This is a genomic window from Micromonospora sp. SH-82, from assembly GCF_051132485.1.
In the GTDB taxonomy this organism is placed as follows: Bacteria; Actinomycetota; Actinomycetes; order Mycobacteriales; family Micromonosporaceae; genus Micromonospora.
The window spans coordinates 2,866,499-2,893,234 of the sequence record NZ_CP148049.1; the positions used below are offsets into that span (position 1 = coordinate 2,866,499).

At 71.7% G+C, this 26,736-nt stretch carries 27 protein-coding genes; 15 read left to right on the forward strand and 12 right to left on the reverse strand.

Translation table 11 applies throughout. From position 1 onward, the window contains the following. Positions 1-73 precede the first annotated feature (73 nt). Positions 74-739, reverse strand: coding sequence for a tRNA (guanosine(46)-N7)-methyltransferase TrmB (gene trmB, locus WHN02_RS13155; protein ID WP_434743948.1), 666 nt, complete (start codon positions 737-739; stop codon positions 74-76). Positions 740-934: 195 nt separating this feature from the next. Here trmB and WHN02_RS13160 point away from each other — a divergent pair, with 195 nt between their 5' ends. Both WHN02_RS13160 and WHN02_RS13165 read left to right on the forward strand, forming a co-directional pair. Next, a complete protein-coding gene (locus tag WHN02_RS13160; protein WP_434743574.1) occupies positions 935-1,573 on the forward strand; it encodes a hypothetical protein in 639 nt (212 codons plus the stop codon). A gap of 322 nt (positions 1,574-1,895) precedes the next feature. Further along, the gene (locus WHN02_RS13165; RefSeq protein ID WP_434743949.1) at positions 1,896-2,516 is read left to right on the forward strand and encodes a class F sortase; all 621 of its coding nucleotides are present in this window, start codon (positions 1,896-1,898) and stop codon (positions 2,514-2,516) included. Positions 2,517-2,525: 9 nt separating this feature from the next. Here WHN02_RS13165 and WHN02_RS13170 read toward each other — a convergent pair whose 3' ends face one another. The 3 genes from WHN02_RS13170 to WHN02_RS13180 form a co-directional block, all read right to left on the reverse strand. Next, positions 2,526-2,843, reverse strand: coding sequence for an antibiotic biosynthesis monooxygenase family protein (locus WHN02_RS13170; protein ID WP_434743575.1), 318 nt, complete (start codon positions 2,841-2,843; stop codon positions 2,526-2,528). A gap of 27 nt (positions 2,844-2,870) precedes the next feature. Then, positions 2,871-3,668 (reverse strand): exodeoxyribonuclease III, encoded by a 798-nt coding sequence (locus WHN02_RS13175; RefSeq protein ID WP_434743576.1) that lies wholly within the window; start codon positions 3,666-3,668, stop codon positions 2,871-2,873. Positions 3,669-3,740: 72 nt separating this feature from the next. After that, positions 3,741-4,661, reverse strand: a complete 921-nt coding sequence (locus WHN02_RS13180; RefSeq protein ID WP_434743577.1) for a proteasome assembly chaperone family protein — start codon at positions 4,659-4,661, stop codon at positions 3,741-3,743. A 251-nt stretch (positions 4,662-4,912) separates the two neighbouring features. On the opposite strand from WHN02_RS13180, the gene WHN02_RS13185 reads away from it, so the two are divergent. Together WHN02_RS13185 and WHN02_RS13190 are read left to right on the forward strand one after the other, a co-directional pair. Then, entirely contained in the window at positions 4,913-5,062 is a 150-nt protein-coding gene (locus tag WHN02_RS13185) for a hypothetical protein (RefSeq protein ID WP_434743578.1), read from the forward strand. A gap of 55 nt (positions 5,063-5,117) precedes the next feature. Beyond that, positions 5,118-5,897 carry an EcsC family protein gene (locus tag WHN02_RS13190; RefSeq protein WP_434743579.1) on the forward strand — a complete coding sequence of 260 codons (780 nt, stop codon included), beginning with the start codon at positions 5,118-5,120 and terminating at the stop codon, positions 5,895-5,897. A gap of 21 nt (positions 5,898-5,918) precedes the next feature. On the opposite strand, the gene WHN02_RS13195 is transcribed toward WHN02_RS13190, so the two are convergent. Continuing rightward, the gene (locus WHN02_RS13195; protein ID WP_434743580.1) at positions 5,919-6,773 is read right to left on the reverse strand and encodes an SGNH/GDSL hydrolase family protein; all 855 of its coding nucleotides are present in this window, start codon (positions 6,771-6,773) and stop codon (positions 5,919-5,921) included. A 158-nt stretch (positions 6,774-6,931) separates the two neighbouring features. Between WHN02_RS13195 and WHN02_RS13200 the strand changes: the two genes are divergently transcribed. The 5 genes from WHN02_RS13200 (at position 6,932) to WHN02_RS13220 (ending at position 11,811) form a co-directional block, all read left to right on the forward strand. Then, the gene (locus WHN02_RS13200) at positions 6,932-7,195 is read left to right on the forward strand and encodes a DUF6343 family protein (RefSeq protein ID WP_350898420.1); all 264 of its coding nucleotides are present in this window, start codon (positions 6,932-6,934) and stop codon (positions 7,193-7,195) included. 12 nt (positions 7,196-7,207) lie between these two features. Further along, positions 7,208-8,620: an NADP-dependent succinic semialdehyde dehydrogenase gene (locus WHN02_RS13205; protein WP_434743581.1), complete on the forward strand. Its 1,413-nt coding sequence runs from the start codon at positions 7,208-7,210 to the stop codon at positions 8,618-8,620. Positions 8,621-8,706: 86 nt separating this feature from the next. Beyond that, positions 8,707-9,672 (forward strand): TIGR03885 family FMN-dependent LLM class oxidoreductase, encoded by a 966-nt coding sequence (locus WHN02_RS13210; RefSeq protein ID WP_434743582.1) that lies wholly within the window; start codon positions 8,707-8,709, stop codon positions 9,670-9,672. 88 nt (positions 9,673-9,760) lie between these two features. Then, entirely contained in the window at positions 9,761-11,188 is a 1,428-nt protein-coding gene (locus WHN02_RS13215; RefSeq protein WP_434743583.1) for an Nramp family divalent metal transporter, read from the forward strand. A gap of 38 nt (positions 11,189-11,226) precedes the next feature. Continuing rightward, complete coding sequence (locus WHN02_RS13220; RefSeq protein ID WP_434743584.1) at positions 11,227-11,811, forward strand: sugar O-acetyltransferase; 585 nt, start codon at positions 11,227-11,229, stop codon at positions 11,809-11,811. Positions 11,812-11,870: 59 nt separating this feature from the next. Here the strand turns inward: WHN02_RS13220 and WHN02_RS13225 are convergent, their stop codons facing one another. Then, positions 11,871-14,483, reverse strand: a complete 2,613-nt coding sequence (locus tag WHN02_RS13225) for a glycoside hydrolase family 9 protein (protein ID WP_434743585.1) — start codon at positions 14,481-14,483, stop codon at positions 11,871-11,873. Between the two features lie 233 nt (positions 14,484-14,716). On the opposite strand from WHN02_RS13225, the gene WHN02_RS13230 reads away from it, so the two are divergent. Then, positions 14,717-15,442 carry a PP2C family protein-serine/threonine phosphatase gene (locus tag WHN02_RS13230; RefSeq protein ID WP_434743586.1) on the forward strand — a complete coding sequence of 242 codons (726 nt, stop codon included), beginning with the start codon at positions 14,717-14,719 and terminating at the stop codon, positions 15,440-15,442. 170 nt (positions 15,443-15,612) lie between these two features. On the opposite strand, the gene WHN02_RS13235 is transcribed toward WHN02_RS13230, so the two are convergent. Next, the gene (locus WHN02_RS13235) at positions 15,613-16,248 is read right to left on the reverse strand and encodes a GOLPH3/VPS74 family protein (RefSeq protein ID WP_434743587.1); all 636 of its coding nucleotides are present in this window, start codon (positions 16,246-16,248) and stop codon (positions 15,613-15,615) included. Between the two features lie 279 nt (positions 16,249-16,527). Here WHN02_RS13235 and WHN02_RS13240 point away from each other — a divergent pair, with 279 nt between their 5' ends. Further along, entirely contained in the window at positions 16,528-18,042 is a 1,515-nt protein-coding gene (locus WHN02_RS13240) for an APC family permease (protein ID WP_434743588.1), read from the forward strand. Positions 18,043-18,140: 98 nt separating this feature from the next. Further along, the gene (locus WHN02_RS13245; RefSeq protein WP_434743589.1) at positions 18,141-18,737 is read left to right on the forward strand and encodes a GNAT family N-acetyltransferase; all 597 of its coding nucleotides are present in this window, start codon (positions 18,141-18,143) and stop codon (positions 18,735-18,737) included. Between the two features lie 94 nt (positions 18,738-18,831). Here WHN02_RS13245 and WHN02_RS13250 read toward each other — a convergent pair whose 3' ends face one another. Both WHN02_RS13250 and WHN02_RS13255 read right to left on the reverse strand, forming a co-directional pair. Continuing rightward, on the reverse strand, positions 18,832-19,659 hold the full coding sequence (locus tag WHN02_RS13250; RefSeq protein WP_434743590.1) for a SigB/SigF/SigG family RNA polymerase sigma factor: 828 nt from the start codon (positions 19,657-19,659) through the stop codon (positions 18,832-18,834). Between the two features lie 178 nt (positions 19,660-19,837). After that, positions 19,838-21,427: a phospholipase D family protein gene (locus WHN02_RS13255; RefSeq protein ID WP_434743591.1), complete on the reverse strand. Its 1,590-nt coding sequence runs from the start codon at positions 21,425-21,427 to the stop codon at positions 19,838-19,840. A 142-nt stretch (positions 21,428-21,569) separates the two neighbouring features. Here WHN02_RS13255 and WHN02_RS13260 point away from each other — a divergent pair, with 142 nt between their 5' ends. Then, positions 21,570-21,695: a hypothetical protein gene (locus WHN02_RS13260; RefSeq protein WP_350898409.1), complete on the forward strand. Its 126-nt coding sequence runs from the start codon at positions 21,570-21,572 to the stop codon at positions 21,693-21,695. A gap of 50 nt (positions 21,696-21,745) precedes the next feature. Here WHN02_RS13260 and WHN02_RS13265 read toward each other — a convergent pair whose 3' ends face one another. From WHN02_RS13265 to WHN02_RS13275, 3 genes are all read right to left on the reverse strand, one after another. After that, complete coding sequence (locus WHN02_RS13265) at positions 21,746-22,732, reverse strand: pirin family protein (RefSeq protein ID WP_434743592.1); 987 nt, start codon at positions 22,730-22,732, stop codon at positions 21,746-21,748. Positions 22,733-22,737: 5 nt separating this feature from the next. Next, positions 22,738-23,220 (reverse strand): MarR family winged helix-turn-helix transcriptional regulator, encoded by a 483-nt coding sequence (locus WHN02_RS13270; protein WP_434743593.1) that lies wholly within the window; start codon positions 23,218-23,220, stop codon positions 22,738-22,740. A 155-nt stretch (positions 23,221-23,375) separates the two neighbouring features. Then, on the reverse strand, positions 23,376-23,963 hold the full coding sequence (locus WHN02_RS13275) for a general stress protein (protein WP_434743594.1): 588 nt from the start codon (positions 23,961-23,963) through the stop codon (positions 23,376-23,378). 122 nt (positions 23,964-24,085) lie between these two features. On the opposite strand from WHN02_RS13275, the gene WHN02_RS13280 reads away from it, so the two are divergent. Together WHN02_RS13280 and WHN02_RS13285 are read left to right on the forward strand one after the other, a co-directional pair. Continuing rightward, the gene (locus WHN02_RS13280) at positions 24,086-25,906 is read left to right on the forward strand and encodes a glycoside hydrolase family 15 protein (RefSeq protein WP_434743595.1); all 1,821 of its coding nucleotides are present in this window, start codon (positions 24,086-24,088) and stop codon (positions 25,904-25,906) included. Next, the gene (locus WHN02_RS13285) at positions 25,903-26,682 is read left to right on the forward strand and encodes an SDR family oxidoreductase (RefSeq protein ID WP_434743596.1); all 780 of its coding nucleotides are present in this window, start codon (positions 25,903-25,905) and stop codon (positions 26,680-26,682) included. The genes WHN02_RS13280 and WHN02_RS13285 overlap by 4 nt, the downstream gene beginning before the upstream one ends. Positions 26,683-26,736: the final 54 nt, after the last annotated feature.

Consider the following 26,736-nt stretch of genomic DNA (forward strand, 5'->3'; position numbering starts at 1 on the left):
CCCCCACCCGCCAACCGGGGTTCCAGGAAGGGAAGAGGTCCTCGTCGACACGCACGAGAGAGGGGTTCCCCTCTCACGCCCCGGCGTCACCCGAGGCGGTTCGGGCGGGGACGGCTCGGTGGTAGACGAGGTCGAAGACCTCCCGGCCCTCCCGGTGGGCGCGGCGTTCGAACTTGGTGACCGGGCGGTGCGCGGGTCGGGGCGCCCACCCGGGGTGCGGACTGACCAGTTCCGGGTCGCCGTCGAGGGTGTGCCGCATCGATTCGGCGTACTCGGCCCAGTCGGTGGCGCAGTGCAGGACGCCGCCCGGGGCCAACCGCGACCGCAGCAGGGCCACGTGCCCGGCCTGGATGATGCGCCGCTTGTGGTGGCGGGTCTTGGGCCACGGGTCGGGGAAGAAGACGTGCACGGCGTCGAGCGAGTCCACCGGGAGGGCGTGCACCAGGTCGAGGGCGTCACCCTCGGCGACCCGGACGTTGGTCAGTCCGTCCCGGCCGACCAGGTCGAGGAGGTTGGCGATTCCGGGCGTGTGCACCTCGACCGCCAGATAGTCTCGGTCCGGGTCGTCCGCCGCCATCGCGGCCGTGGCGTCCCCCATGCCGGAACCGATTTCGAGCACCACCGGTGCCTCCCGTCCGAACAGGGCGGACGGATCGAGCGGCCCGTCCGCGACGTCCGACACGGTCAGGCCGTACGTCGGCCAGAGCCGGTCGAGGGCGTCGATCTGACGGCTCGTCATCCGGCCCCGGCGGGGGAGGAAGGTCCGGATCCGGGCGGTGGCGACAGGTTCGTGGTCGATGGAGGTCACAGCGAACCGAGCGTACGCCACCGTCGGCCCGGACCGGATGTGACGTGCGACCCGGGGTGAGCCGATCACCCCGTACGGCAGGTCGGGCGGCCACCGCCCGGCCGAGGACTACTGCCGGGAGGGGTCATGGTGCCTGTCACGCGCCTGGGCGTCGCGACGGCGGTCGGGATCGCCGCGCTCGTCACGCCCCTGTCCGCCACGCCCGCGACCGCCGCCGGGCTGAATGTCGCCGGGCCGCTGCCGGTGGCACAGCCGGCGGTCCCGCAGCCCGGAGATCCGTCCACTCCCGGCCTTCCCCCGCCGGGAGTCGTCTTCGTCGAGGTCAGCCCGAGCCTGGTGCAGCCGGGGTACCTGGTCGGGATCCGGGCGAGCTGCCACGACAACTCGTGGCCGGCGACAGTCTGGTCGGACGCCTTCGGCAAGGTGACCGTTCACCCGCAGACCGGGGTGCTCACCGCCAGCCCGATGGTGTCGACCCGGACCCGACCCGGGAACTACCGGGTGAAGCTGGAGTGCCGCACCGGGGAGACGGCCACCACGACCCTCCAGGTGGTGAAGAAGCACCCACCCACCCCACCGCCGACCCACCGGCCGACACACCGGCCCAGCCACGGACCGGCCACCGGGTTCGGTGGCACGGCCGGCCCGAGCGCCGGTGACCTGCTGGTCCCCGGGGGACTGGCGTTGACCCTGGCCGGCATGGTGGCGGGCGTACTGACCCTCAGGCGGCAGCGTCGGGCCAGCCGCTGGTGGGGGCCGTCGTGACCGCCGGCCACTCCACCGGGCACGCCGACGACCACATGCGAGGTCGTCGGTGACCGCCGGGCGGGTCCCGTTCGGTGGCGGGAGATCGAGTACGCCCCGGCCCGGCCCGGCCCCGCGCCCGACGGGCCGCCCGACGGCGTCGAGCGGACGGATCTACGGTGCCTCGGGCGGCCGACCCCAGCGTGGCCGCACCGCCCCGGCGGTCCGGCTCACCGACGCCGAGGCCCGGCGTACCGGCTGGGCGCTGGTGCCCACCGCGACCCCGCCGGGGACCCGGGTCGGCGCGGGTCGGCCACCGGTCCTCTCGCCCGCCCCCGCGACGGTGCCCGGACGGCGTCCCTGGTCGGTGCCGTTGGCGGTGCTGCTGGTGCTGTTGGGCATCTTCGCCACCGGGGCGGGGCTGGGTCGCACCGCCGGACCCTTCGACAGGGTCCTCGGCGAGCAGCACTCCGAGGACCCGACGGGCGTCCCCGTCCTGGCGGCGAGCCGACCGGTGAGTCTGTCGGTGCCGTCGATCAGGGTGACCGCTCCGGTGGCCCCGGTCGGTCAGGCCCCCGACGGGACCATCGACGTCCCGCCGCTGGACCGGCACGGCGAGACCGGCTGGTACGACCGCGCCCCGACCCCGGGTGAGCCGGGTCGGGCGATCATCGTCGGGCACGTGGACAGCAAGGACGGGCCGTCGGTCTTCTACGAACTGGCCCGGACCAAGCCGGGGGACCGGGTCGAGGTGGCCCGGTCGGACGGGTCGGTGGCCGTCTTCGCCGTCGACTCGGTGGAGCACTTCGCGAAGGACAACCTCCCCGCCGACCGGGTGTACGGCGACTCCGGCACCCCGGAGCTGCGGCTGATCACCTGCGGTGGGCAGTGGGTGGGCGGCCGGACCGGGTACCGGGACAACGTGATCGCCTTCGCCTCGTTGGTGGAGACCCGACGGGCCTGAGCGCGGCGCTCAGGGGGCGGGCACCTGCTGGACCACCTCGAACTCCAGCAGGTTCGCGCCGGTGGCGACCGGTCGTCGGGGTGCCTCGTCCCCACTCTGGGCGTGCGCCGCCCGGGACGGTCCCGCCGCCCACGCCTGGTAGGCCTGTTCGCTCTCCCACTTCGTGTAGACGAAGTAGCGGTTCTCGCCCCCGACCGGGCGCAGCAGTTCGAACCCGAGGAACCCGGGGGAGTTCTCCACGGCGGCGGCCCGGGCGGCGAAGCGCCGCTCCAACTCCTCCCCGCCACCCGGCGGGACGTCCAGTGCGTTGATCTTCACGATGGCCATGGGTCCAGCCTAGGCGTACGCCGGTGCTCACTCCGCCCCGACGGAGGGCGCAAGGTCCAGGTCGACCACGACCGGCGCGTGGTCGGAGGGCCCCTTGCCCTTGCGGGCCTCCCGGTCGACGTAGGCCGACCGGACCGCCCCGGTCAGCCCGGCGGAGGCGTACACGAGGTCGATCCGCATGCCCTTGTCCTGGTGGAACATCCCGGCCCGGTAGTCCCAGTAGGTGTACGGGTGCGGCCCCTTCATCGGGGTGGGCACCACGTCGTGCAGGCCCAGGTCGCGCAGGGCGGCCAGGGCGTCGCGTTCGGCCGGGGTGACGTGCGTGGAGGTGACGAAGAGCGCCGGATCCCAGACGTCGGCGTCGGTCGGGGCGACGTTGAAGTCCCCGCAGACCGCCAGCGGCGCCCCGTCGGCCAGGTCCTGCTCCACCGCGTCCCGCAGGGCGGCCAACCAGGCCAGCTTGTACGCGTAGTGCGGGTCGTCGGGGGTCCGGCCGTTGGGGACGTACACCGACCAGACCCGGGTCCCCCCGCAGGTGGCCGAGATGGCCCGGGCCTCCGGTTCGGGGAACCCCGGTTCACCGGGGAACCCGACCACCACGTCGGCCAGCCCCACCCGGGACAGGATCGCCACCCCGTTCCACCGGCCGTCGCTGTGGCTGGCCACCGTGTAACCCAGCTCGCCGACCTCGGCCACCGGGAAGGCACCGTCCGGGCACTTGGTCTCCTGCAGGCAGAGCACGTCCGGTCCGGTGCCGGCCAGCCAGTCGAGCAGCCGGGGCAGGCGGGCCTTCACCGAGTTCACGTTCCACGTCGCCAGGCGCATGCCACCAGCCTGCCCGATACCGGCCCCGGTCGCGGGCACCGGCGACGTGTCCCGCGCCGCAGATCCGTACGCTCAGCTGCCCGGGGTGTCACCCGGCCGGCTCTGTTCGGCGAGGAACCGTTCCAGCTCGGCACCGAGTTCGTCGGCGGTGGGCAGGGGACCGTTCTCGGCGGCGAGCAGGTTCTTCTCCCCCCGTCCCCGTTCGAACGCGTCGTACTGCTCCTCCAGGGCCTGCACCAACGCGGCGGCGTCCTCGGTCTGGGCGACCTGCCTGTCGATCTCGACCCGGACCACCTCGGCGGAGGAGCGCAGCGAGTCGGTGGGCAGCAGCAGCCCGGTGCTGCGTGACACCGAGGTGAGCAGGACCTCCGCGGCGGCCGGGTACTCGGCCTGGGCCACGTAGTGCGGCACGTGGGAGGCGAACCCGAGCGCGTCCCGGCCCGCCTCGCCGAGTCGGAACTCCAACAGGTGGCCGACGCTGCCGGGGACCTGCACCCGTTGCAGCCACGGTTCGTGTCCGGCGATCAGTTCGGGCCGGGTCGCGTGGGCGGTCACCCCGGCGGGGCGGGTGTGCGGCACCGCCATCGGGATGGAGTTGAGCCCGACGGTGAGCCGTACGTCGAGCCGGGCGCCGAGGCCGGCCACGGCGGCGGCGAACCGTTCCCACTGCAGGTCCGGCTCGGGGCCGGTGAGCAGGAGGAAGGGTGTCTCGTCGTCGTCGTGCAGCAGGTGCAGTTCGAGCTTCGGGGCGTCGTAGGACTCCCAGTGGTCCTCGACGAAGGTCATCACCGGTCGCCGCGAGCGGTAGTCGAAGAGCTGGTCGACGTCGAAGCTGGCGACCGGGCGGGCCTCGAGCGAGGAGAGCAGCTGCTCCCGGGCGAGCCGGGTGGCGTTGCCGGCGTCGACGAAGCCGGTCAGCGCCTGGATGAGCACCGGCTGACCGAGCTCGGGCAGATCGTCGCTGAGCTGGTACAGCTCGTGTGGGTCGAGCACCGGTGGGGACCTCCCTGTTGTGCGTACGATGACCGCGCCCGGCGGCCACCCGTTCGGAGGAACGTACCCACCATCCTCGTGCATTCCGGGGTCCGCCGGTGCGCCGCCCGCCACTGCGACGCTTTACTCGTTCTTTGTCGTTTTTGTCGGTATCCGGCGAGGGTCGGATGCTGTGGTGATCTCCATAGTGGACGCGTGGCGGTTGCCGCCCCGGGGTACACATGGAGAGGGAAGTTCGACAGGAGGATGCAATGTCGTCACTGATGCACCGGATCACCCAGTTCCTGCGCTCACCGAAGGGCCGGCAGATGGTCGATCGTGGGCGCCGTGAACTGGCCAAGCCGGCGAACCAGCAGAAGCTTCGCCAGCTCGCCAACCGGCTCTCCGGCCGGCGTCGCTGACCGGGGCCGGTCTGCGTACCCACAACACCCCTCCGTCCCACCACGGGAGCCTTCCTTGACCGACTCCGCGCCCCCCGACGGAGAATCCAGAGTCCCCCCGTCGACCTCACCCGCCGAACCCGCCACCCCGCCCCCCGGGGCGGGGACCGACGAGCCGTCCGCGCCGGAGGCGCCCCCGGCCACCCTCTGGGACAGGATGCGGCAGGACCCGCAGTACGCCCCGGAGCACCTGGCCCTGGAGGCGGTCCGCCGGCTCGGCCCGGAGGCCGCCCGGTGGGCCGGTCGGATCCGGGCCGAGCAGCCCGGGATCCCCGCCGACGCCCTGGCCGACATGGCGGTCCGTCGGTTCGTCAACCGGGCCCGGCTCTCCGGGGCGGTCTCCGGGGCGGCCGGGCTGCCCGGTGCCGTCATCGACGTCGGGGTGCTGGCCTGGACCCAGGCCCGGATGGTGCTGCACGTCGCGGCGGCGTACGAGGTCGACCCGGAGCACCCGGACCGCGCCACCGACCTGCTCGTGTTGCAGAAGGTGCACAAGGCCGCCCAGACGGCCCGGGTGGCCCTCGGGGTGGCGGCCGGACGGGAACGGGCCGGGGCGCTGTTCGGCGGCCCGACCCAGAGCCCCCTGGGCCGGGTGATGATCCGGTTGGGCGTCCAGCTCGCCCGGATGGCCGGGGTCCGCGCCGCGAAGCGGGTCTTCGCCAAGGTCATCCCCGGTGCCGCGATCGTCCTCGGCACCTGGGCGAACTCCTCCGCCACGAAGGACCTGGCCATCCGCTCCCGGGCGCTCTACCGGCAGCCCGGAGTCGGTGGCGTCCCGAGACCCCGCACGGGGTGAGCGCCGTCGCGGGCCGGTCGGTCAGGTGGCGAGGCGCGACGCCCGCCAGGTCACCTCGGCCAGCCGGTCCTGCCCCGCCGCGCTGGGGTGGAACCAGTCCAGTCGGTTGACCTCGTCGACAGTGAACCGGACCCGGTGCACGGCCCCGCCGTCGTAACGGCACCGGGAGCCGTAGGCCCGACAGGCGGCGGCGAGCTGGGAGTTGTACGCGTCGATCCGCTTGCCGAAGGTCGCCCGCCGGGCCACGTCCGCCTCGGCGGTGGAGGTCGGCGCGGCCAGCAGGGCCGGGCAGATGCCGGTCCGCCAGGCCCGTACCGCTCGGGAGTCCTCGTGCCCGATCTCCCAGAGCCGGTTGAGGTCCGGGATGCTGACCACCAGCACCCGGGCCTTGGGGCGGCCCTCCTTGACCACCCGCAGCCCCCGGTCCACCTGCTCGCGGAAGGTCGACACCGGAGTCATCTCGTCGACGGTCCGCCGACAGGCGTCGTTGGCGCCGATCAGGACCGTGACGTAGTCGGCCTTGCCCCGGACCGCGGCCTGGGCCTGCCCGGCCAGGGCGGACGCCCTGGCACCCGGGTCGGCGTGGTTGGCGGCCCGGCCCCGGATGCCCGAATCCTGGTCGAGGAGCCGCTGGTAGACGCTGTCCACCCGGAGCCCGTCCCCGGTCGACCAGGAGTTGCGCTCGCACGAGGTGAGCACCACACAGGAGCCGAAACCGGTGGTGATCGAGTCGCCGAGGGCGGCGATGGAGCTGGGGGAGTCACCTCGGGGCGGTGGACCGTCGGACGGGCGGGGACCGGCCTCGCCGCCCTCCTCGCAGGCGATCGCGACCAGGGCCGACAGGCAGAGCAGGGCGGTGATCCAGCGTCGAGACATCGTTCCCTCGCCCGGCGTCGGAGAGCTACAGCACGGTAACTTTATGCGTCCGGTGGTGGTTCGCGCCAGAGCCGTCCGGCCCCGCCCACCCGCACATCGGGGGCGGCATCGGCGGCCCGCCCCCGGTTAACCGGGCCGATCCGGGGTAGCTGGACGGGATGATGCAATCGCAACCCCGGCGCGCCCGAGGCACCGTCGGGCACGCGAACAGCGCGTTGAACCTGCGACTGGCGCTCGCCGGATTCGGTCTGGTCACCATGACCGTCTTCGCCGTGTTGGCGTTCCGCGCCGACCTGGTGCTGCTGGGGGTGGCGTGCGTCGTCCTCGCCGTGGTGGCCGTGATCGACCTGGTAGTCATCCAACGCCGCCGTGCCGCCCGACGCCGAGAGGAGCCGGGTAGGCGACACTCGCTCTTCGAGTGACAGGAGTACGAGATGCCCATCGCCACCGTCAACCCCGCCACCGGCAAGGTGCTCAAGACGTACGACCCGATGTCCGAGGAGCAGATCGACGCCGCCATCGACCGGGCCGACCTGGCCTTCCGGCAGTTGCAGGGCACGTCGTCGGCCCAGCGGGGCCGGTGGCTCACCGCCGCCGCCGACCGGATGGAGGCCGACCGCGACGAGATCGCCCGGCTGATGACCACCGAGATGGGCAAGACGTACGCGGCGGCCAAGGCCGAGGTCACCAAGTGCGCCACCGCCGCCCGGTTCTACGCCGCGCACGCCCCCCGGATGCTCGCCGACGAGCCCGCCGACGCCCGGTCGGTCGGGGCGAAGCGGGCGTTCGTCCGCTACCAGCCGATCGGCCCGGTCCTGGCGGTGATGCCGTGGAACTTCCCCCTCTGGCAGGTCATGCGGTTCGCCGCGCCGGCCCTGATGGCGGGCAACACCGGACTGCTCAAACACGCCTCGAACGTGCCGCAGACCGCCCTGCTGCTGGAGGAGGTGTTCCGTCGGGCCGGGTTCCCCGAGGGCGCGTTCGTCACCCTCCTGGTCGGCTCGGACGCCGTCGACCGGATCCTGAGCGACCCCCGGGTCCGGGCGGCCACCCTCACCGGCAGTGAGGCCGCCGGCCGGTCCATCGCCCAGATCGCCGGCCGGGAACTCAAGAAGACAGTGCTGGAGCTGGGCGGCAGCGACCCGTTCGTGGTGATGCCCTCGGCCGACGTGGCGACCGCCGCCGAGGTGGCCACCACCGCCCGGTGCCAGAACAACGGCCAGTCCTGCATCGCGGCGAAGCGGTTCATCGTGCACACCGACGTCTTCGACGCCTTCGCCCGGGAGTTCACCGCCCGGATGTCCGCGCTGCGGGTCGGCGACCCGATGGACGAGGGCACCGACGTCGGGCCGCTCGCCAGCGAGCGGGGCCGCGACGAGATCCACGAGCAGGTACGCGACGCCGTCGACCAGGGGGCGACGGTGCTCTGCGGCGGGCAGAAGCCGACCGGGCCGGGCTGGTTCTACCCCCCGACGGTGGTGACCGACCTGACCCCCCGGATGCGGATGTGGAGCGAGGAGGTGTTCGGGCCGGTCGCCGGGCTGTACCGGGTGTCGTCGTACGAGGAGGCGATCGAGGTGGCCAACGGGACCGCCTTCGGCCTCGGCTCCAACGCCTGGACCACCGACCCGGCCGAGCAGGAACGGTTCGCCACCGACCTGGACGCCGGGAACGTCTTCGTCAACGGGATGACCACGTCCTTCCCGGAACTGCCCTTCGGCGGGGTACGCAACTCCGGTTACGGCCGCGAGCTGTCCGCCCTGGGCATGCGGGAGTTCTGCAACACCAAGACCGTCTGGGTGGGGGAGGGGAGGGCGGGCGCCGGTGCGGGGGCGCACGCCGAGTGACCCGTCGTCGGATCGGTCGTCGTCGGTCCGTGAGGCCCCCTCGGGTCCATGCGTGACCGTCGGGTGGGGTGGGTATGGACGCCGCCATGACGGTGTTCGGATTCCACGCGTCCCACGAGCAGATCCACCCCCGCGCCCTGCTGGAGGCGGTGATCCACGCCGAGCGGGCCGGTTTCGACGCCGCCATGTCGTCGGATCACTTCGCGCCCTGGAGCGAACGTCAGGGGCAGTCCGGCTTCGCCTGGTCGTGGCTGGGTGCCGCGCTCCAGGCCACCAACCTGTCGTACGGCGTGGTCAACGCCCCGGGGCAGCGCTACCACCCGGCGATCGTCGCGCAGGCGATCGGCACCCTCGGGGCGATGTACCCGGGCCGGTTCTGGGCCGCGCTCGGCAGCGGGGAGAACGCCAACGAGCACATCACCGGCGAGGTGTGGCCCCGCAAGGAGCTGCGCAACGCCCGGCTGCGCGAGTGCGTCGAGGTGATCCGGGCGCTGCTGGCCGGTGAGGAGGTCAGCCACGACGGCCTGGTCCGGGTGGACCGGGCGAAGCTGTGGACCCGGCCGGAGGAGCCGCCCGCCCTGATCGGCGCGGCGGTGAGCGTGGAGACCGCCCGGTGGTGCGCCGAGTGGGCCGACGGGTTGATCACCGTGAACGCCCCGGTGGACCACCTGCGTCAGATGATCGACGCCTACCGGGACGCCGGGGGTCGGGGGCCACTGCACCTCCAGGTGCACCTGAGCTGGGCGCCGGACCAGCGCGACGCGGAGGCGCTGGCGTACGACCAGTGGCGCAGCAACGTGTTCGCCCCGCCGATCTGCTGGGACCTGGCCACCCCGACGCACTTCGACGTGGTGTCCGAGGAGATCCCGATGTACCGGCTCGCCGAGGTGGTGAACATCAGCTCCGACCTCGGCCGGCACGTCGGGTGGCTGGAGCAGTACGTGGAGCTGGGCTTCGACCAGATCGCCCTGCACCACGTGGGCCAGGAACAGCGGTCCTTCATCGACACCTTCGGCGCGGAGGTCCTGCCGAAACTGCGTACCGGGGCGTGACGGGGCGGGTCGGCGAGACATCGAGGGATGTTTGATCCTGGATGTCGTGCGGGTAGCCAGGGGCAGATGCCGCCCCCTGGAGGACCCGATGCCCTCGACCGCCGCCGACCGGTTTCCCACCCGACACCTGCCCCGGGTCCGGGTGCGGGACCTGCCTCCCGCCCCCGGATCGGCCTGGCCGATCATCGGCCCCGGAGTGATCGCCGCCGGCGTCGGCCTGGCCTCGGGCGAGTTCATCCTCTACCCGTACATCGCCTCGCAGGTGGGGTTGGTCTTCCTCTGGGCCGCCGCGGTGGGCATCGTCACCCAGTGGTTCCTCAACATGGAGATCGAGCGGTACACCCTGGCCACCGGGGAGACCGCCCTGACCGGGTTCTCCCGCTACTGGCGGCACTGGGGGTTGGTCTTCGCGGTGATGGTCTACTTCGCCAACCTGTGGCCGGGGTGGGCGTCGAGTTCGGCCACCATGGTCACGTACCTGTTCGGGGGCAGTGTCCCGGTGATCGCGGTGGGCATCCTGCTGGTGATCGGCGCGACGCTGACCCTCGCCCCGGTGGTCTACCAGGCGTTGGAGCGGGTGGAGTTCGTCAAGGTCGGCCTGGTGGTGCTCTTCGTCGGGGTGGCGGTGGTCTTCGCCGTCACCGCCGACGCCTGGCGTGAGGTGCCCCGGGCGGTCACCGCGCCGGACTTCCCCGCCGAGCTGGGGTTCGCGCTGATGCTCTCCGCCCTGGTCTTCGCCGGGGCCGGTGGGGGACAGAACCTGGTCCAGTCCAACTGGATCCGGGACAAGGGGTACGGCATGGGCGCGTACGTGCCGCGTCTGGTCAGCCCGGTGACCGGGCGCGAGGAGGCGGCCCCCGAGCAGGCCGGGTTCGTCTTCGAGCCGACCGAGGAGAACCTCACCCGGTGGCGGCGCTGGTGGCGGCTGGCCAACCAGGAGCAGCTGTTCACCTTCGTGCTCATCTCGTTCGTCACCATCACCCTGATGTCGATGCTCGCCTACTCCACCGTGTACGGGGTGCCGGGGCTGGCCAACAGCGTCTCGTTCCTCCAGGTCGAGGGGGAGCGGCTGGCCGAGACGGTCGGGCCGTGGTTCGGCAACCTGTTCTGGGCGATCGGGGCGCTGTCGCTGTTCGCCGCCGCACTGGGCATCGTGGACTACACCAGCCGGCTCGCGGCCGACGTACTCAAGACCTCCTACCTGCGCCGGATGTCGGAGAGCCGGATCTACTTCGCCCTGGTGTGGGGCCTGGTCGGGATCGGCTGCCTGATCCTGCTCGCCGGGATGAGCCAGCCGTTGCCGCTGTTGGTGATCTCGGCCTGCGTCGGCGGTCTGATGATGTTCGTCTACTCGATCCTGCTGCTGGTGCTCAACCGGCGGGTCCTGCCCGAGCAGATCCGTCCCCGCCCCTACCGGGTGGCCGCGTTGATCTGGGCCACGCTGCTCTTCGGCGTCTTCTCCGTGCTGACCGTCTGGCAGCAGGGTGGGGAACTGCTGGACTGGTTGACCCGATGACGGGGGCCGACGGCGCGACGGACCGTACGATTCCCCGCATGGTGACGGACTACTTCGCAGGCGACCCACGGAGCAACTGGGAGCGGATGCTCGCCGGTGACCGGTACGTCGCCGACGATCCGGAGATGGCCCGGCTCGGGCAGCGGGCGGTCCGGCTGACCTACGCCTACCACCGGGTGTGGGCCGAGGAGGGGCCGGAGAAGGCCCAGGAGATCCTCGTCGACCTGCTCGGCACCGTCGGGGCCGACGTGTCGGTCAAGCCGCCGTTCTTCGTCGACTACGGCGCGCACCTGCACATCGGGGACCGGACGTTCGTCAACGCCAACCTCACCGCCCTGGACGTCGCCCCCATCCGGATCGGTGCCGACTGTCAGATCGGGCCCAACGTGCAGTTGTTGACCGCCTGGCACCCGCTCGAACCCCGGCCCCGCCGGGACAAGATCGAGGCGGCCACCCCGATCACCCTCGGCGACAACGTGTGGCTCGGCGGCGGTGTGATCGTCTGCCCCGGCGTCACGATCGGGGACGACAGCGTCATCGGCGCGGGCGCGGTGGTGACCCGGGACGTCCCGGCGAACGTGGTGGCGGTGGGAAACCCGGCTCGGGTGGTCCGCGAGCTCTGAGCCGACCCGCCCGGTGCCGTCCGCCGTGACCACGGCGGACGGCACCGGGGTGGCGTCGGTCAGGAGCAGGGTGAACCGTTGAGGGTGATCAGTCCCGGCGCCGGTTTGGCCCCGCCGCCGGTGAGCGCGTTGAACCCGAAGGTCACAGTGCCGCCGGGGGCGATCCGGGCGTTGTACGACTCGTTCTTCGCGGTCACCGTCGCGCCCTTCTGCTCGGCTTTGGCCAACCACGCCTCACGCAGCTTCTGGTCGCCGGTGAACGCGAACCGGGTGGTCCAACCGTTCACCGGAGTGCTGCCGGTGTTGCGGATGGTCACCTGGGCGGTGAACCCGCTGCCGCCGGACCAGGTGCCGTAGTCGACGTACTCGGCCCGGCAGGTGGACGGCGTCGGGACGGGGGCGCCGCCCTGGTCGGCCAGGAAGGAGGCGATCCAGGTCAACGCCGAGTTCCAGTTGATCGCCACCTCGTTCGTCGAGTACGAGGCGATGTCGTCGACGAAGCAGAACTGCGGCTTGCAGCCGGCGAGCAGGGAGGCGACGAACGGGTCCTGGAGGGCCGCGTTCGGCCCACCCGCCAGGGAACCGGCGGGCGGGTTCGGCATCTGCGGGTTCAGCTGGTTGCCGAAGATCCGGCTGTGCTGGTTCTTCGCGTGGTGCTCGCCCCACCCGGTGACGTACGAGATGTTCAGGGCGTTGCGGCCGAGGAGGTAGTCCATCGTCTGCACGGCCCCGTCGCGGTAGCGCACGTCCCCGCTGAGGTCGAAGGCGGTGGCCATGACGACGGCGTTGTTGATGATGTTGCCGTTGCCGCCCCAGAAGTAGCTGCCCGGGTCACCGGGCATCGGCAGCCCGTACGCCTGGTCGGCGATCTCGGCCAGGTAGGTGTCGGCGGCGGCGGTCACCGAGGCCCGGATCCGGTCCCGGTCGGCGGCCGGTAGTCCGCTCGGCACGGTGGCCAGGTCGAGTCGACCCAGTGCGGCCACCCCCTGCCAGCTGAAACCGCGTACGTCGAAGACGTCACCGGTGTGGTGCGGCGAGGCGGTCAGGTCGGTCAGGTACGCCTTCTCCCCGGTGGTCAGGTACAGCTCGGCCGCCGCCCAGTAGAACTCGTCGGTGACCACGGTGTCGTCGTACGCCCCTCCGCCGTTGCTGTCGGTCGGGCTGGCGAGCCGGGCCGGGTTGGCCTTGGCCGCCGCGTACGCGGTCTTCGCCGCCGTGCCGCACCGGGTGGCGAACGCCCTGTCGTACGGGGCGAACAGCCTGGCGCACTGGGCCGCCACGGCGGCCAGGTTGAGGGTGGCGGCCGTCGACGGCGGGTGCAGCTCACGCAGCTCCGGGTCGTCGGCGGGGTCCAACGGCAGGCCGGTCCAGTTCCGGTCGTGGATCTTGTGGTGGGCCATCCCCGCCAGCGGCTTGCCGGCCGGCACCTGCATGCGCAGCAGGAACTCCAGTTCCCAGCGGGCCTCGTCGAGGATGTCGGGCACCCCGTTGTCCCGCTCGGGCACCCGCAGCGTGCTGTCGCCCAACGCCGCCCCGCCGTCGGCGGTCGGCGCGGTCTTGGTCCGCTCGAAGGTGTTCAGCAGCTGGTAGGTGGCCAGGCCGCCGTTGACGACGTACTTGCCGTGGTCACCGGCGTCGTACCAACCACCCCGGACGTCCAGCCGGTAGTCGCAGACCCCGGGCTGGCACGGCACGTCGGTGTCACCCCGGTTGGGGGCGACGTCCAGGTGGCCGGCGCGGCGGGCGTACTCCTCGCCGATCAGGTCGCCGTCGATGGCGATCCCGCTGCGCTGGGCGTAGAAGAACTGCACCGCGTCGGAGCGGAGCTGCTCGTAGACCGCGCCGGAGATGTCGAACGGGTGGCTGGTCTCGCCGTCGGCGACCAGGGTCAGCCCGGTGCCCGCCGTGCGGTAGGTGGAGAAGTCCACGCTGTGCACGTTCTGCCCGGAGGCCTCGTCCATTCCGCGCGGGGTGCTCACCCCGTCGGCCAGCACGGCACCGGCGGCCGACCGCAGCTGCCAGGCGAGCGGGTCGGTCGCCTCGGTGACGACAGTGGCGTTCTTGGGTCCGCCGGGCAGGTATCCGACCTGGTTGACCCGGACCCGCGGGCCGGTGTCCGGGACGTACGGCTCCGGCGGGTCGCCCCCGCGCAGGGAGACGTCGTCCAGGCAGACGGTCTGGGTCTGGGCCGCGCCGCCGATCTGGAAGATGAGCTGGGCGGCGTCGTTGCCCTCGGTGACGGTGAAGGTCTGCTCCACCCGGGTACGGGTGGCGGTCGCCGTCGCGTCGACAGTGGCGTACGCGGTGTAGGGCGCGGCACCCAGCTGGAGGACCGCTCTGAGCGCCGTCCCGGGGGTGGCCGAGACGTCGAAGCCGAGGGTGTACTCGGCACCGGCGACGAGGGGGACGGCGTCCTGGCCGATCCCGGCGTCCCACGGGTTGGCCAGTCCGCCGGCGACGGTGGTGCAGAGCTGCCCGTCGGTCACGGCGAGGGGGCCGGTGCCGAAGGAGAACCAGGGGCTCACCCCGTCGCTGAAGTCGCCGTTGCGGACCTGTTCCGGGGCTTCTGCGGGTGGGTCGGCGAAGGCCGGGACGGTGGTGCCGGTCAGGGCCAGGGTGGTCACCGTGGCCAGGATCGTGAGGCGACGCCGACGGCGTCGGGATGGCGTCACGTGGGTTCCTTCCGGGGGTGGGATACGGCGTGGTGGGGACCGGAGACCTGGGAGCGCTCCCAGATGTCGACCCGATGTTTCCAGCAGGTGACCGCCCTGTCAATCGACGAAACTGGATAAAGCCCGGTCGGCGCGGTGTGCCCAGATCACCGGCAGTGAGATTCACCGCGCCACGCCACGTCACCGTGATCTCCTAGAGACAACTGCGCCCTTCGCCTGGCAGGCTTCCTCCCATGACCCTGAAGCTGCGTTCCGTGGGGGCGAGCGACCGCGGGCTGATCCGCAGCGGCAACCAGGACGCCCACCACGCCGGCACCTGGCTCATCGCCGTCGCGGACGGCATGGGTGGGATGGCCGCCGGGGACCTCGCCAGTGGAATCGCCATCGACGCGGTCGGCCCGTTGGACGTGGAGACACCCGAGGGCGGCCTGGTCGCCGCCCTGCAGAGCGGGATCGACCTGTCCACCGAGCGGATCCGTCAGGCAGTCGCCGAGGACACCGACCGGCGGGGCATGGGCACCACCCTCACCGCCCTGCTCCTCGCCCGGACCGGCAGCTGCCTGGCCCTGGCCCACGTCGGTGACTCCCGGGCCTACCTGCTGCGGGAGGGGGTGCTCAAGCAGATCACCCGCGACGACACCTTCGTCCAGATGCTGGTCGACCAGGGGCTGATCCGACCCGAGGAGGCGAGCAGCCATCCCCGCCGGGCGGTGGTCACCCAGGCGTTGCAGGGCGACGAGGTCACCCCGACCTACGCGACGATGGTGCCCTGGGCCGGGGACCGCTGGCTGCTGTGCAGCGACGGCCTGTCGAACGTGGTCACCGCCGAGACCCTCGCCGAGACCCTCGCCGCCCACCCCGACCAGGACGAGTGCGCCCGGCGTCTGATCGACCTGGCCCTGCGGGCCGGCGGGCCGGACAACATCACCGTCGTGATCGGGGACCTCGTCGCCGACTAGTCGGGGCCGGGCCGGACTCCCCGGCCCGTCGCCGACGCCCCACCGGCGTGCGCCCGCCGTCGTCGGCGTGCCCCCGCCGGGCGTCCGCCGTCACGGGTGCCCCCGCCGGGCGCCCGCCGTCGTCGGGGTGACTCCGTAAGGCGTCCGCCGTCACGGGTGTGACTCCGCCGTCACCGGCGGATCTGGACGGCGGTGTCGGCGGCGGCGGCGTCGACAGCGGCGAGGAGCTGTTGCAGGGAACCCGGCAGGCTCTGCCGGGCGGTGACGATCCGGTCGGCCACCGACCTGTCGACGAGGGTCAGCACCCCCACCAGGTTCCCCGCCCGGATCAGCGCGGCCAGGGTGGCGGTGGTGGTGTCCAGGGGGCGCTGGGTCTGTTGCAGGCTCGCACCGAGTCGGACCCGGGGCGCGGCCACCTGGTTCGGGTTGACCCCCGGCCAGCGCACCGAGGTACGCAGGGTCAGCCCCCGGCTCTCCACCCGGCGGACCCAGCCCGCGCCGGCCAGGCGGTTGCCCACCCGCTCCCGGATCTGCATCTCGTCCCGGACGAACGCCAGCCACAGTCGGGCCGAATGGCCGTCACCACGTCTGATTATCTCGCTGAGGAGCAGGTCGGTGAGGGCCTCGTTGCGGGGTTGCCGGTCCAGTGCGAAGACGGTCCCGTTGTCCACTCCGAGGCGGCCGTCGAGAAGGAGTTCGGCGAGGGCGGCACCGGCGAGAGCGGTATCGAAGATCCTCCCCGAAGACAGCGGTTTTCCGGTGAAGTCGTCGTGTCCGACGAGGAAGAGTTCATCGGCCAGGCGCATTACGGGTGAACCGTAATTTGCATTCGTCATCCTCAGCCTTCCGGGAATGGGCATGGGGGTGCAGCGGCCGACCCGCATCGTACGACAAGATCACTCATCGTTCAACCATGTTGATCTAGAGTGACGACCGCGAGATGAAATGCGGCCAATGTACGAATATCTCGGTGACAGGACCTGGATGGACCGCCTTGTCCGCACGTCTTGTGGGAGATCCGATCAAGTCCTACTCTTCGATGGTTCCAGTCCGTGGACCACCCCTTGTCAAGTTGGAGCACAACCATGTCTGCCGATGAGTATCCGTTTCGTGGTGGCCTTCGCAGAGGCCGACTGGGAACGGCTCACCTAGTCTTTTTCACCGTCGCGGCCTCCGCCCCGTTGACGGTTCTCGGTGGTGGTGTCACCACCATGTACGCCGTCAGTGGAAACGTCGGCGCAGCACTTTCCTACGTTCTGCTCGCCGTCGTTCTCGGCCTTTTCGCAGTCGGGTACGCGGCAATGAGCAGGCACGTGGCGAATGCCGGGGCGTTCTACTCGTACATTGCCAACGGGCTCGGTCGGGGAACCGGCGTGGCGGGCTCGTTCATCGCGCTCGCCGCGTACAACGCGATCCAGATCGGGCTCTACGGCCTGTTCGGCGCGATCTTCGGTGACTTCATGTCGAGCAAGTTCTCGATCGAGGCGCAGTGGTGGCTCTGGGCGCTGGGAGCCTGGGCGCTCGTCGGCCTCCTCGGGCTGCTCCAGGTCGACCTCAACGCCACCGTGCTGGCAGTCCTGCTGGTCCTGGAGTGCCTCGCCGTCGCGATCTTCGACCTGGTCGCCCTGGGCAACCCGGCCGGGGGCACCATCACTCTGGACGGGCTGGCCCCGGGGAACCTCTTCGCCGCCGGCCTCGGGGCGGTCCTGGCGCTGGGGATCGCCTCGTTCACCGGCTTCGAGTCCGGTGCGATCTACAGCGAGGAGGTGCGTGACCCCCGCCGGACGGTGGCCCGGGCCACGTACATCACCGTCGCCTTCACCGGCCTGTTCTACGCCTTCTCGGCGTGGGCGCTGACCGTCTCCACCGGCCCGCAGAACGCCCAGGCCGCCTCCCAGGAGGCCGGTCCCGGCGTCATCTTCGGCGCCCTCGCCGAGCACGCCGGCCCGACCGTGGCGGACCTCGCCAACCTCCTGTTCATCACCTCGGTGCTGGCCGCCCTGCTGTCGTTCCACAACGGCGTCTCCCGGTACCTGTTCGCCCTCGGGCGCGAGCGGGTCCTGCCGGTCCTCCTGGGGCGGGCGGGCCGGCGCACCGGGGCGCCGGTGGCGGGCTCGGTGACCCAGAGCCTGGTCGCCGTCCTGGTCGTCCTGGCCTTCGCCTGGGCCGGACGGGACCCGATCATCGACCTGTTCACCTGGTTCAGCGGGGTCTCGGCGGTCGGCGTGGTGCTCCTGATGACCCTCACCTCCGCGGCGGTGGTCGGCTTCTTCCAACGGCGTCCGGGCGGTCCGGAGAACGCCTGGCAGCGCCTCGTCGCGCCGGTGCTGGCCACCGTGGCACTCCTGGTCGTCCTGGGGATCCTCGTGGTGAACTTCGACGCCCTGCTCACCCCGCAGACCCCGGCTGCGCTGCGCTGGCTGCTGCCGGCGATCGTGGCGCTGGCCGCCGTGGCCGGGCTGGTCTGGGGCGCGGTGCTGCGGTCCCGACGGCCCGAGGTGTACGCGGGCATCGGCCGGGCGGCGACCGAGGAGCGGCTGCCCGACCCGACCCCGCACACCCTGCCCGAGCGACCCGACGCCTACTCCGGTCGACGCTGATCGCCGACCCGACGAACGCCGACCGACCGGGGCCGGGCCACGACCGGTCCCGGTCGACCCGCTCGGGTCTCCCCTTCCGCCCTTTGGAGCAGCAGACGATGTCCAACCCCGTGGTACGCGCCGCCACCACCGCCGACCTCGACGAGGCCGGTCGGCTCCTGGCGGTGGCCTTCATGCCGGACCCGGTCAGCCGGTGGATCTTCCCCGACCCGGCCGAGCGGGCGCGGCTGCACCCGGCGTTCTTCCGACTCTTCCTGGAGGCCGTCCTCGACGCCGGTTCCCTGCACGTGGCCGGGGACACGGTCGGGGCCGCGCTCTGGCTGCCGGTCGACGGGCACGGCCCCGCCGAGGACGACGACGGGCCGGCCCTGCGGCTGGAGGCGGCGATCGGACCGGAACACACCAAGCGCTTCGCGGTCCTCGACGACCTGATGTCCGCCGACCACCCGACCCGCCCGCACAGCTACCTGCCGTTCATCGCCGTGCACCCGGACCACCAGGGAACCGGGGTCGGGCGGGCGCTGCTGGAGCACCACCTGCGTCGACTCGACGCCGAGGGCATCCCCGCCTACCTGGAGGCCAGTACGACCCGCAGCATCTCCCTGTACGCCCGGCACGGGTTCCGTCGTACCGCCGGGACCCTGGACCTCCCGGAGGGTCCGAGCCTGTACCCGATGTGGCGTGATCCGGCCTGACCCCCGGACGACGGCAGACGGCGGGCCGGGTCGTCGTTGACCCGGCCCGCCGTCGAACCGCTACCCGCAGCGGGGAGACCCCGCGCGGTGGTGCCTAGTAGGTGCCGTCGAGCTGACCGCGAAGCTTGGTCAGCGCCCGGGCGAGCAGCCGGGAGACGTGCATCTGCGAGACGCCGATCTGGTCGGCGATCTGCGACTGGGTGAGGTTGCCGTAGAACCGCAGGGTGAGGATCTTCTGCTCGCGCTCGTCGAGGGTGGCCAGCGCCGGCCCGAGTGCGACCCGCAGCTCCGCCAGCTCGAACTCGCCGTCCTCGCCGCCGAGCATGTCGCCCAGCTCGGTGGCCCGCTCTCCGTCACCGGTCGGGGTGGACAGCGACACCGCGTTGTACGCGCGGGCGCCCTCCAGGCCCTCCAGGACCTCTTCCTCGGTGAGCTTGAGGTGCGCGGCGATGTCGGCGACCGTCGGCGACCGGCCGAGGGTCTGCAACAGCGAGCTGTTGGCGTCGGAGATCGCCAGCCGCAGCTCCTGCAGGCGACGGGGCACCCGGATGTCCCAGGTCCGGTCCCGGAAGTGCCGCTTGAGCTCACCGATGATGGTGGGGATCGCGTACCCGGCGAAGTCGACGCCCCGAGTCGGGTCGAACTTGTCGATCGCCTTGATCAGGCCGACGGCGGCGGTCTGCGCCAGGTCGTCGGTCGGCTCCCCGCGCCCGCTGTAGCGGTGGGCGAGGTGGTTGGCCAGCGGCAGCCACGCCTCGATCGCCCGGTCCCGCATGGCCGCCCGGGAGGGGTGGCCCGCCGGGAGGGCGGCCATCGCGTTGAGGATGTCGCTGGCGCTGTCGGTGAGTGCCCGTGGGTCGAGCTTCTCGGTGGCCGCCGAGGGGGCGGGTGTCGCCTGCTCGGTGATGGTTGGCGCGGTCATGGTGGTCCTCCCTGCACCTCGTCCGCGGATGACAAAGACGTGACGCATTGGTATAGCTTCAGATGTCCGTTCGAGGGCTACCTTAGCCTGATCGGCTCGCCAAAATCTAGCCGAAAGGACGATGCACTTAGGTGACTTTCGACGACGAAACGCCCAAAAGGCGCGGATGCGTCGTAGATCACCAACTCTTCGCCCGCCGTGCCCGCATCGGACGACCGTCCGGGTCGTACACGAGGCGGTACGCCGGAAGCGCCCACAACCGGGTGAACCAGGGCAACCGTTGCGGTCGGTGCGGGCGCAACCGTCCCGGCGGCCGCGGACCCACCCGGCCCGAGTCGTGCCACTCCTGCAACGCCTCGGCGGCGGCGTCGATCGCCCGGACGGCGTCCTCCGGATCGATCAGGTCCTCGTCCTGGCCGCCGTCCGGATCCCGGTCCAGGTGTTCACGCCACAACCGCAACCGCAGGTCACGGGCGAAGGTCCGGGCGCCGTCGCCGAGCCCGGCCGGGTCGCGGGGCTCCCGCTCGTCCCGGGTGTCGTCCAGGACGGCGCAAGCCAGCTCGCTGTCGTGGGTCCAGGACCGGCGGTTGAGGTTGTCACTGCCCACGCTCGCCCAGACGTCGTCGATCACGCACAGCTTGGCGTGCACGTAGACCGGGTCGCTGTCGTGGTTCTCCACGTCGAAGACGTGGACCCGGTCCGGGGCCGCCTTCTCGCACAGCGCCAACGCCTGCTCCCGGCCCACCACGTTCGGCGGCAACGCCAACCGGCCGTCCACGTCCGGGTACCGGGGGACCACCGCCACCAGGTGCAGGTCCGGGTTGTTCCGCAACGCCTCGGCGAACAGGTCGGCCACCTCCGTGGACCACAGGTACTGGTCCTCCACGTAGATGAGCCGTCGGGCCCGGCACAGCGCCTTGGTGTAGCCCCGGGCGATGGTGCGCTCCCCGCGCGGGGCGAAGTTGTAGCGGGGTCGGACCGCCGGGTAGGTCCGCAGCACCTGGACCCGGTGCGGGCCGCACGGCGGCGGATCGGCGGGCTGCTCGGGCAGCGGGCCGGCGGACTGGTCGACCCCACGCAGCCTGTCGTACAGGTAGGCCAGCGGGTTCTCGGCGTCGAGCGGGTTCGGGTCACCCCACCGTTCGCGGAACGTCGAGTCGAGCGCCCCCACCACCGGCCCCCGCAACGCCACCTGTACGTCGTGCCAGGGCGGGCGGTCACCGTACTGGGGGGACATCGGGACCACCTGCGGATCGCCCCGGTGGTCGGCGTCGTCACGTCGGCTGTGGCAGAGGTCGATCCCCCCGGCGAACGCGATGTCCCGTTCCGGGTCGTTCAGGCGGCGCAGCACCACCAGCTTCTGGTGGTGCGACCCACCTCGGCGGACCCGCTGGTCGAGCAGCACCTCCCCACCGGCGGCCGAGATCGCCTCGCTGATGTTGCGGTTCTGTCGGTGACTGAACGACAGGGCGTGGTGGTGGGACCGCCACACGAGTCCCTTGACCACCACCCCCCGCTGTGCCGCCTGGGCGAACAACTGCGTGACGGTGGGTCCCTCCGGGCCCATGAGCTGGTCCGGGTCGCCCCGCCAGTCGGTGAAGAACAGGTGGTCGCCGGCCTCCAGCGAGTTCACCTCGCTGACCAGCCGGTCGAAGTAGGTCGTGCCGTGAATCAGCGGCTCGGCAAGGTTTCCGGTGCTCCAGACGGGTAACTCTGAGGCCGGGTTGGCGCGTTCGGTAGCGGTGAGGAACCAGTCCTGCGTCGGCACGTTCCAGCCTTTCGAGGTCGACGAACCGTCCTCACGGTAGGACCCCCGCCCTGGTCCCGCACGTCGAGTCCCGTCGTTTCGGGCCAGGTCAATGAGGGTGTACGCACGACACCGAGCTGACGACAACCGAGGAGGCCCCAGGATGTCTTCCGAGCCGACGAACCTGACCGACCACCACGAGCCGACGGTGGAGGGCGAACGGGGTGCCCTGGTGGCGGTGCTGCTCATGGTCGTACTCGGGGTGGCGGGCATCTTCGTCGTGTCCTGAGGGACGCGCCGGACACCCGGAACAGCCCGGGTGTCCGACCCGCCTCGACGTCAGGGGCGGCGGCTCGCCCCGTCGGTGTGCGGCAGCCGCTCGGACGGGATCACCCCGAGTCGACCGGCCTGGAAGTCCTCGACCGCCTGGACCAGCTCCTCGCGGGTGTTCATCACGAACGGCCCGTAGTGTGCCACCGGCTCCCGGATCGGCTGTCCCCCCATGACGTAGAGGTCCAACGCCGGGGTGTCGGCGTCCTGCTCGGGGTCGGTGTCGACCCGGAGGGCGTCCCCGGGGCCGTGGACGGCGAGCTGTCCGGTGCGTACCGGTCGCCGGTCGGTCCCGACGGTGCCCCGCCCGCCCAGCACGTACACCAGGGCGTTGAAGTCGGGCCGCCACGGCAGGCTCAGCTCGGCTCCGGGCTGGAGGGTGACGTGCGTGATGGTGATCGGGGTGTGGGTCGACCCCGGCCCCCGGTGACCGGCGACCTCACCGGCGATCACCCGGATCAGCGCCCCACCGTCGGGCGTGGTGAGCAGTGCCGACTCCGCACCCCTGATGTCCTGGTACTTCGGCTGGCTCATCTTCGCCACCCGGGGGAGGTTCACCCACAGTTGCAGGCCGTGGAACAGACCTCCACTCGTCACCAGGTGCTCCGGTGGTGACTCGATGTGTAGCAGGCCGCTACCAGCAGTCATCCACTGGGTATCGCCGTTGGTGATGGTCCCGCCCCCGCCGGTCGAGTCCTGGTGGTCCATGATCCCGTCGATCATGTAGGTGACCGTCTCGAAGCCCCGGTGGGGATGCCACGAGGTTCCCTTCGGCTCGCCGGGGGCGTAGTTCACCTCGCCCATCTGGTCGAGGTGGATGAACGGGTCCAGCTCCTGCATCGGGACCCCGGCGAAGGCCCGGCGGACCGGGAAGCCCTCGCCCTCGTACCCGCTGGGGGCGGTGACCAGGCGGCGCACCGGACGGTAGGCGGTGGACTCGGTGGGCTTCGGCAGCCGGGGCAGGACGAGGACGTCGTCGACTGTGACAGCGGGCATCGTGATCACTCCTGGGGTGCGGTGGTCGACGCGTCGCGGACGGCGCGCAGGCGGGTGCCGAGTCGGGTGAAGACCCGGGTGAGGCAGGCGATCTCGGCATCGTCGAGATCGTCGATCAGGTGGTGGCGGACCGAGGTCAGGTGGTGTGGTGCGGCCTCCCGGAGGGTGAGCAACCCGGCGGCGGTGAGCACCGCCTCGCTGCCCCGTCGGTCGTCCGGACACGACTGGCGGGCCACCAGGCCGCGCCGTTGCATGGTGGAGACCTGGTAGGTGAGCCGACTGGGCGAGAAGACCAGTCGGTCGGCCAGCTCGCCCATCCGCAGGCGCTGCCCGGGAGCCTCGGAGAGCAGGACCAGGACGTGGTAGTCGGCGAAGCTGAGCCCGCTGGTCGCCCGCAGGTCCTCCTCCACCTGGGTGAACAGCCGCTGGCTGGCTTCGATGTACGCCCGCCAGGCGGTCGTCCGTTCGGTGCTGAGGCTCTCGGTCACGCTGTCGACAGTAGCACTAATTCAAATTTTGACAACCTCTTGAAGGCCCGGGTGAGCGGGCTCTCAGCCGGTGATCTGACGGAAGTCGTCAGAAGCTGAAAAAGCCGCCGTGGGGTCCGGGGTGTCCCGGTCCCCACGACGACCTGTGCGGTGGGTCAGCGCCCCGGCGTACCGGCCGGACGCGGCTGCTGCAACCTGCCCATCAGCTGGCGGGCCTGGTCGGCCACCTGCGCGTCGACGGTGACCGCGTACTGACCGGCCCGCAGCGAACTCGTCGAGGTGAAGTCCCGCTGCCCGCCGGACATGGCGTGCGCTATCGCACCGAAGACGGCACCCCAGATCGCGCCGATCACCAGCCCGGCCAGGATCACCGTCACCCAGTTGCCGACCGTGAAGATCCCGAACAGCAACCCGATGAACAGGCCGAACCAGGCACCCGTGCCCGCGCCGAGCACCGCCGACCGGGCGGTGGTCAGCCGGCCGAGGACCGTCTCCACCAGTGTGAGGTTCGTGCCCACGATGGCGGTCTGCTCCACCGGGAACCGGTTGTCCGCCAGGAAGTCGACCACCCGTTGGGCGGACGGATAGTCCGGATACGACCCGATCGTCACGGCGGCGGGTCCGAGCTGCGGCCCGTCGCCGTTGCTGCTCGGTGCGGTGACCGCACCGGCCGGACCGGCGGTCAGGGTGGAGCCGCCCGGCCTACCGGGTTGCCAGGCCGCTGGTGTCGAGGGACTGGACATGAGCACCTCCTTCGTCACCGGCGGCCTTCCCGGACAGCCGGGAGAGGTAACCCGGGGGGCGGAGCCGGGATCGGCCCGGGTCGGGCCGGAATGCTTCTCGCCGACGCCGGGTAGGCAGCCACGTGCGAAGCGGACTGATCAGCGAACACGGATTCCTTGCCGACGGGCGGAGCGCGGCCCTGGTCGACCGGGGCGGCTCGGTGAACTGGTGGTGCCCGGAACGGTTCGACGGGCCGTCGGTCTTCGGCCGGCTCCTCGACGACGACGCCGGTGGGCACTGGTCGATCCACCCCGCCGACGGTCACCACAGCGAACGGTCCTACCTGGACGACACCCTGGTGCTGCGTACCGTGTTCCACACCGACGGGGGTGCGGTGGCGGTCACCGACGCGCTCGCCCTGGACCCCGACGCACGGGGGCACGACATCGGGCGGCGTTCGCCGGGCGTCCTGGCCCGGGTGGTCGAAGGCCTGTACGGCGAGGTGTCGATGCGGATGGACTACCGACCCCGGTTCGAGTACGGCCGGGTCACCGCGTACCTGGTGGGACGGGGCGACACCGTGGAGGCGACCGCCGGTGCGGCCCGGCTGCGGCTGCGGGGCGAAGCCGACCTGCACTGCGACGACGGGACGTCCACCGCCGCCTTCACGGTCCGCGCCGGTGAGGTCCGTCGGTTCACCCTCGGGTACGCCCCGACCTACTCCGGTGACGTCCCACCCACCCCCGACGCCGACGCGGTCCTGGCCGACGCGAGCGCCGGGTGGCGTTCCTGGGCGGACCTGCACGACTACCAGGGTCTCTACCGTGAACAGGTACGACGCAGCGCGATGGTCGTCCAGGGCATGACGTACGCGCCCAGCGGGGCCGTCGTCGCCGCCCCCACCACCTCGCTTCCCGAACAGATCGGCGGGGACCGCAACTACGACTACCGGTTCGTCTGGGTACGCGACTTCAGCCTGACCCTTCAGGCCCTCTGGCGAGCGGCCTGCCCGGACGAGGCGAACAGGCAGTTCGCCTGGGTGTCCCGGGCGATGGGGCTGATCGGCGACGAACCGGTGCCCATCATGTACGGCGTGGAGGGCGAGCGGGACCTGACCGAACACGCCCTGGACCACCTCCGCGGGTACGCCGACAGCCGACCCGTCCTGGTGGGGAACGACGCCTGGCGGCAACGCCAGAACGACGTACTCGGTGAGGTGCTGGACGCGGCCTGGCTGATGCGCCACTACCTGGACCCGATGGACGACGAGGTGCGGCACCTGCTGCGGGCCCTGGCCGACCAGGCGGCCCGGGTGTGGCGGGAGCCGGACGCCGGGATGTGGGAGGCGCGCGACGCCGACCGGCACTACGTCTCCTCGAAGGTGCAGTGCTGGACGGCGTTGGACCGGGCCGTCCGGTTCGGGTCCAGGATCGGCGACGCCGCCGACGTGGACCGGTGGGCCGCCGCCCGTGACGAGGTACGGGAGACGGTGCTGCGGCGCGGATTCGACGAGCGGGTGGGGGCGTTCACCGGGGCCTTCGACTCCGCCGAACTGGACGCCTCGGTGCTGATCATGCCGCTGGTGGGTTTCCTACCCGCCACCGATCCGCGATTCCGGTCCACGATGGACGCCATCCAGCGCCGACTGGGCCACGACGGGCTGGTCCGCCGGTGGGAGGGCGATCCGGCAGGCTTCCTGATCTGCTCGTTCTGGCTGGTCGGCTGCCTGGCGTCGGCGGGGGAGACCGACCGCGCCACCCTGCTGTTCGAGCAGGTGGCGGGCCGTACCAACGATCTGGGGTTGCTCGCCGAGCAGATCGACCCCGGTGACGGCGAACAGGTGGGCAACTTCCCGCAGGCGTTCTCCCACATCGGGCTGATCAACGCCGCCGGGCAGCTCACCGACGCACAGCGACAGCCCGTGCCGACCGGTGCGGGACCGAGGAAGGGAGCAGGCGCATGACCGGACGGTTGACCGGAAGGACCGCCCTGATCACCGGCTCGGACTCCGGGATCGGGCAGGCGACGGCCATCGAGTTCGGCCGGGAGGGAGCCGACGTCGTCGTGCACTACCTGCACGACCGCGACGGCGCGGAGCACACCCGGCGGGAGGTGGAGGCGGCCGGACAGCGGGCCGTGGTGGTGCAGGGCGACATCAGCGACGAGTCCGACGTCGAGGCGATGTTCGACTCGGCGTTGGCCGAGTTCGGGGCCCTGGACATCCTGATGAACGACGCCGGGGTGGACGCCTCGGGCGTCCAGGTCGCCGACCTGGACACCGCGACCTGGGACCGGGCCATCCGGACCAACGTGTACGGGGCGTTCTTCTGCTCGCGGCGGTTCGTCAGGCACCGGCGCGACCAGGGCGGACGAGGGAAGATCATCAACATCACCTCGATCCACCAGGAGGTGGCCCGCTCCGGCGGGTCGGACTACGACACCAGTAAGGGCGCACTGCTGGAGTTCGCGAAGACCCTGGCCCTCGAGGTCGCCCCGATGCGGATGAACGTCAACAACATCGGCCCGGGGATGGTGCTCACGCCCTTCAACCAGGAGGCCATCGACGATCCGGGGTACCTCGACGAGCAGGTGCAGAGCATCCCGTGGAAGCGGGCCGCCGAGCCGGAGGAGATCGGCAGGTTGGCCGTCTTCCTCGCCAGCGACGACGCGGACTACGTCACCGGGTCGACCTACTTCATGGACGGCGGGCTGATGCAGAACCAGGGCCAGGGCGCCTGAGTCGCGTCCCGGCCGCGCCGGGCCGATGCCCGAGTCGCTCGGCCGTGGCTGGTC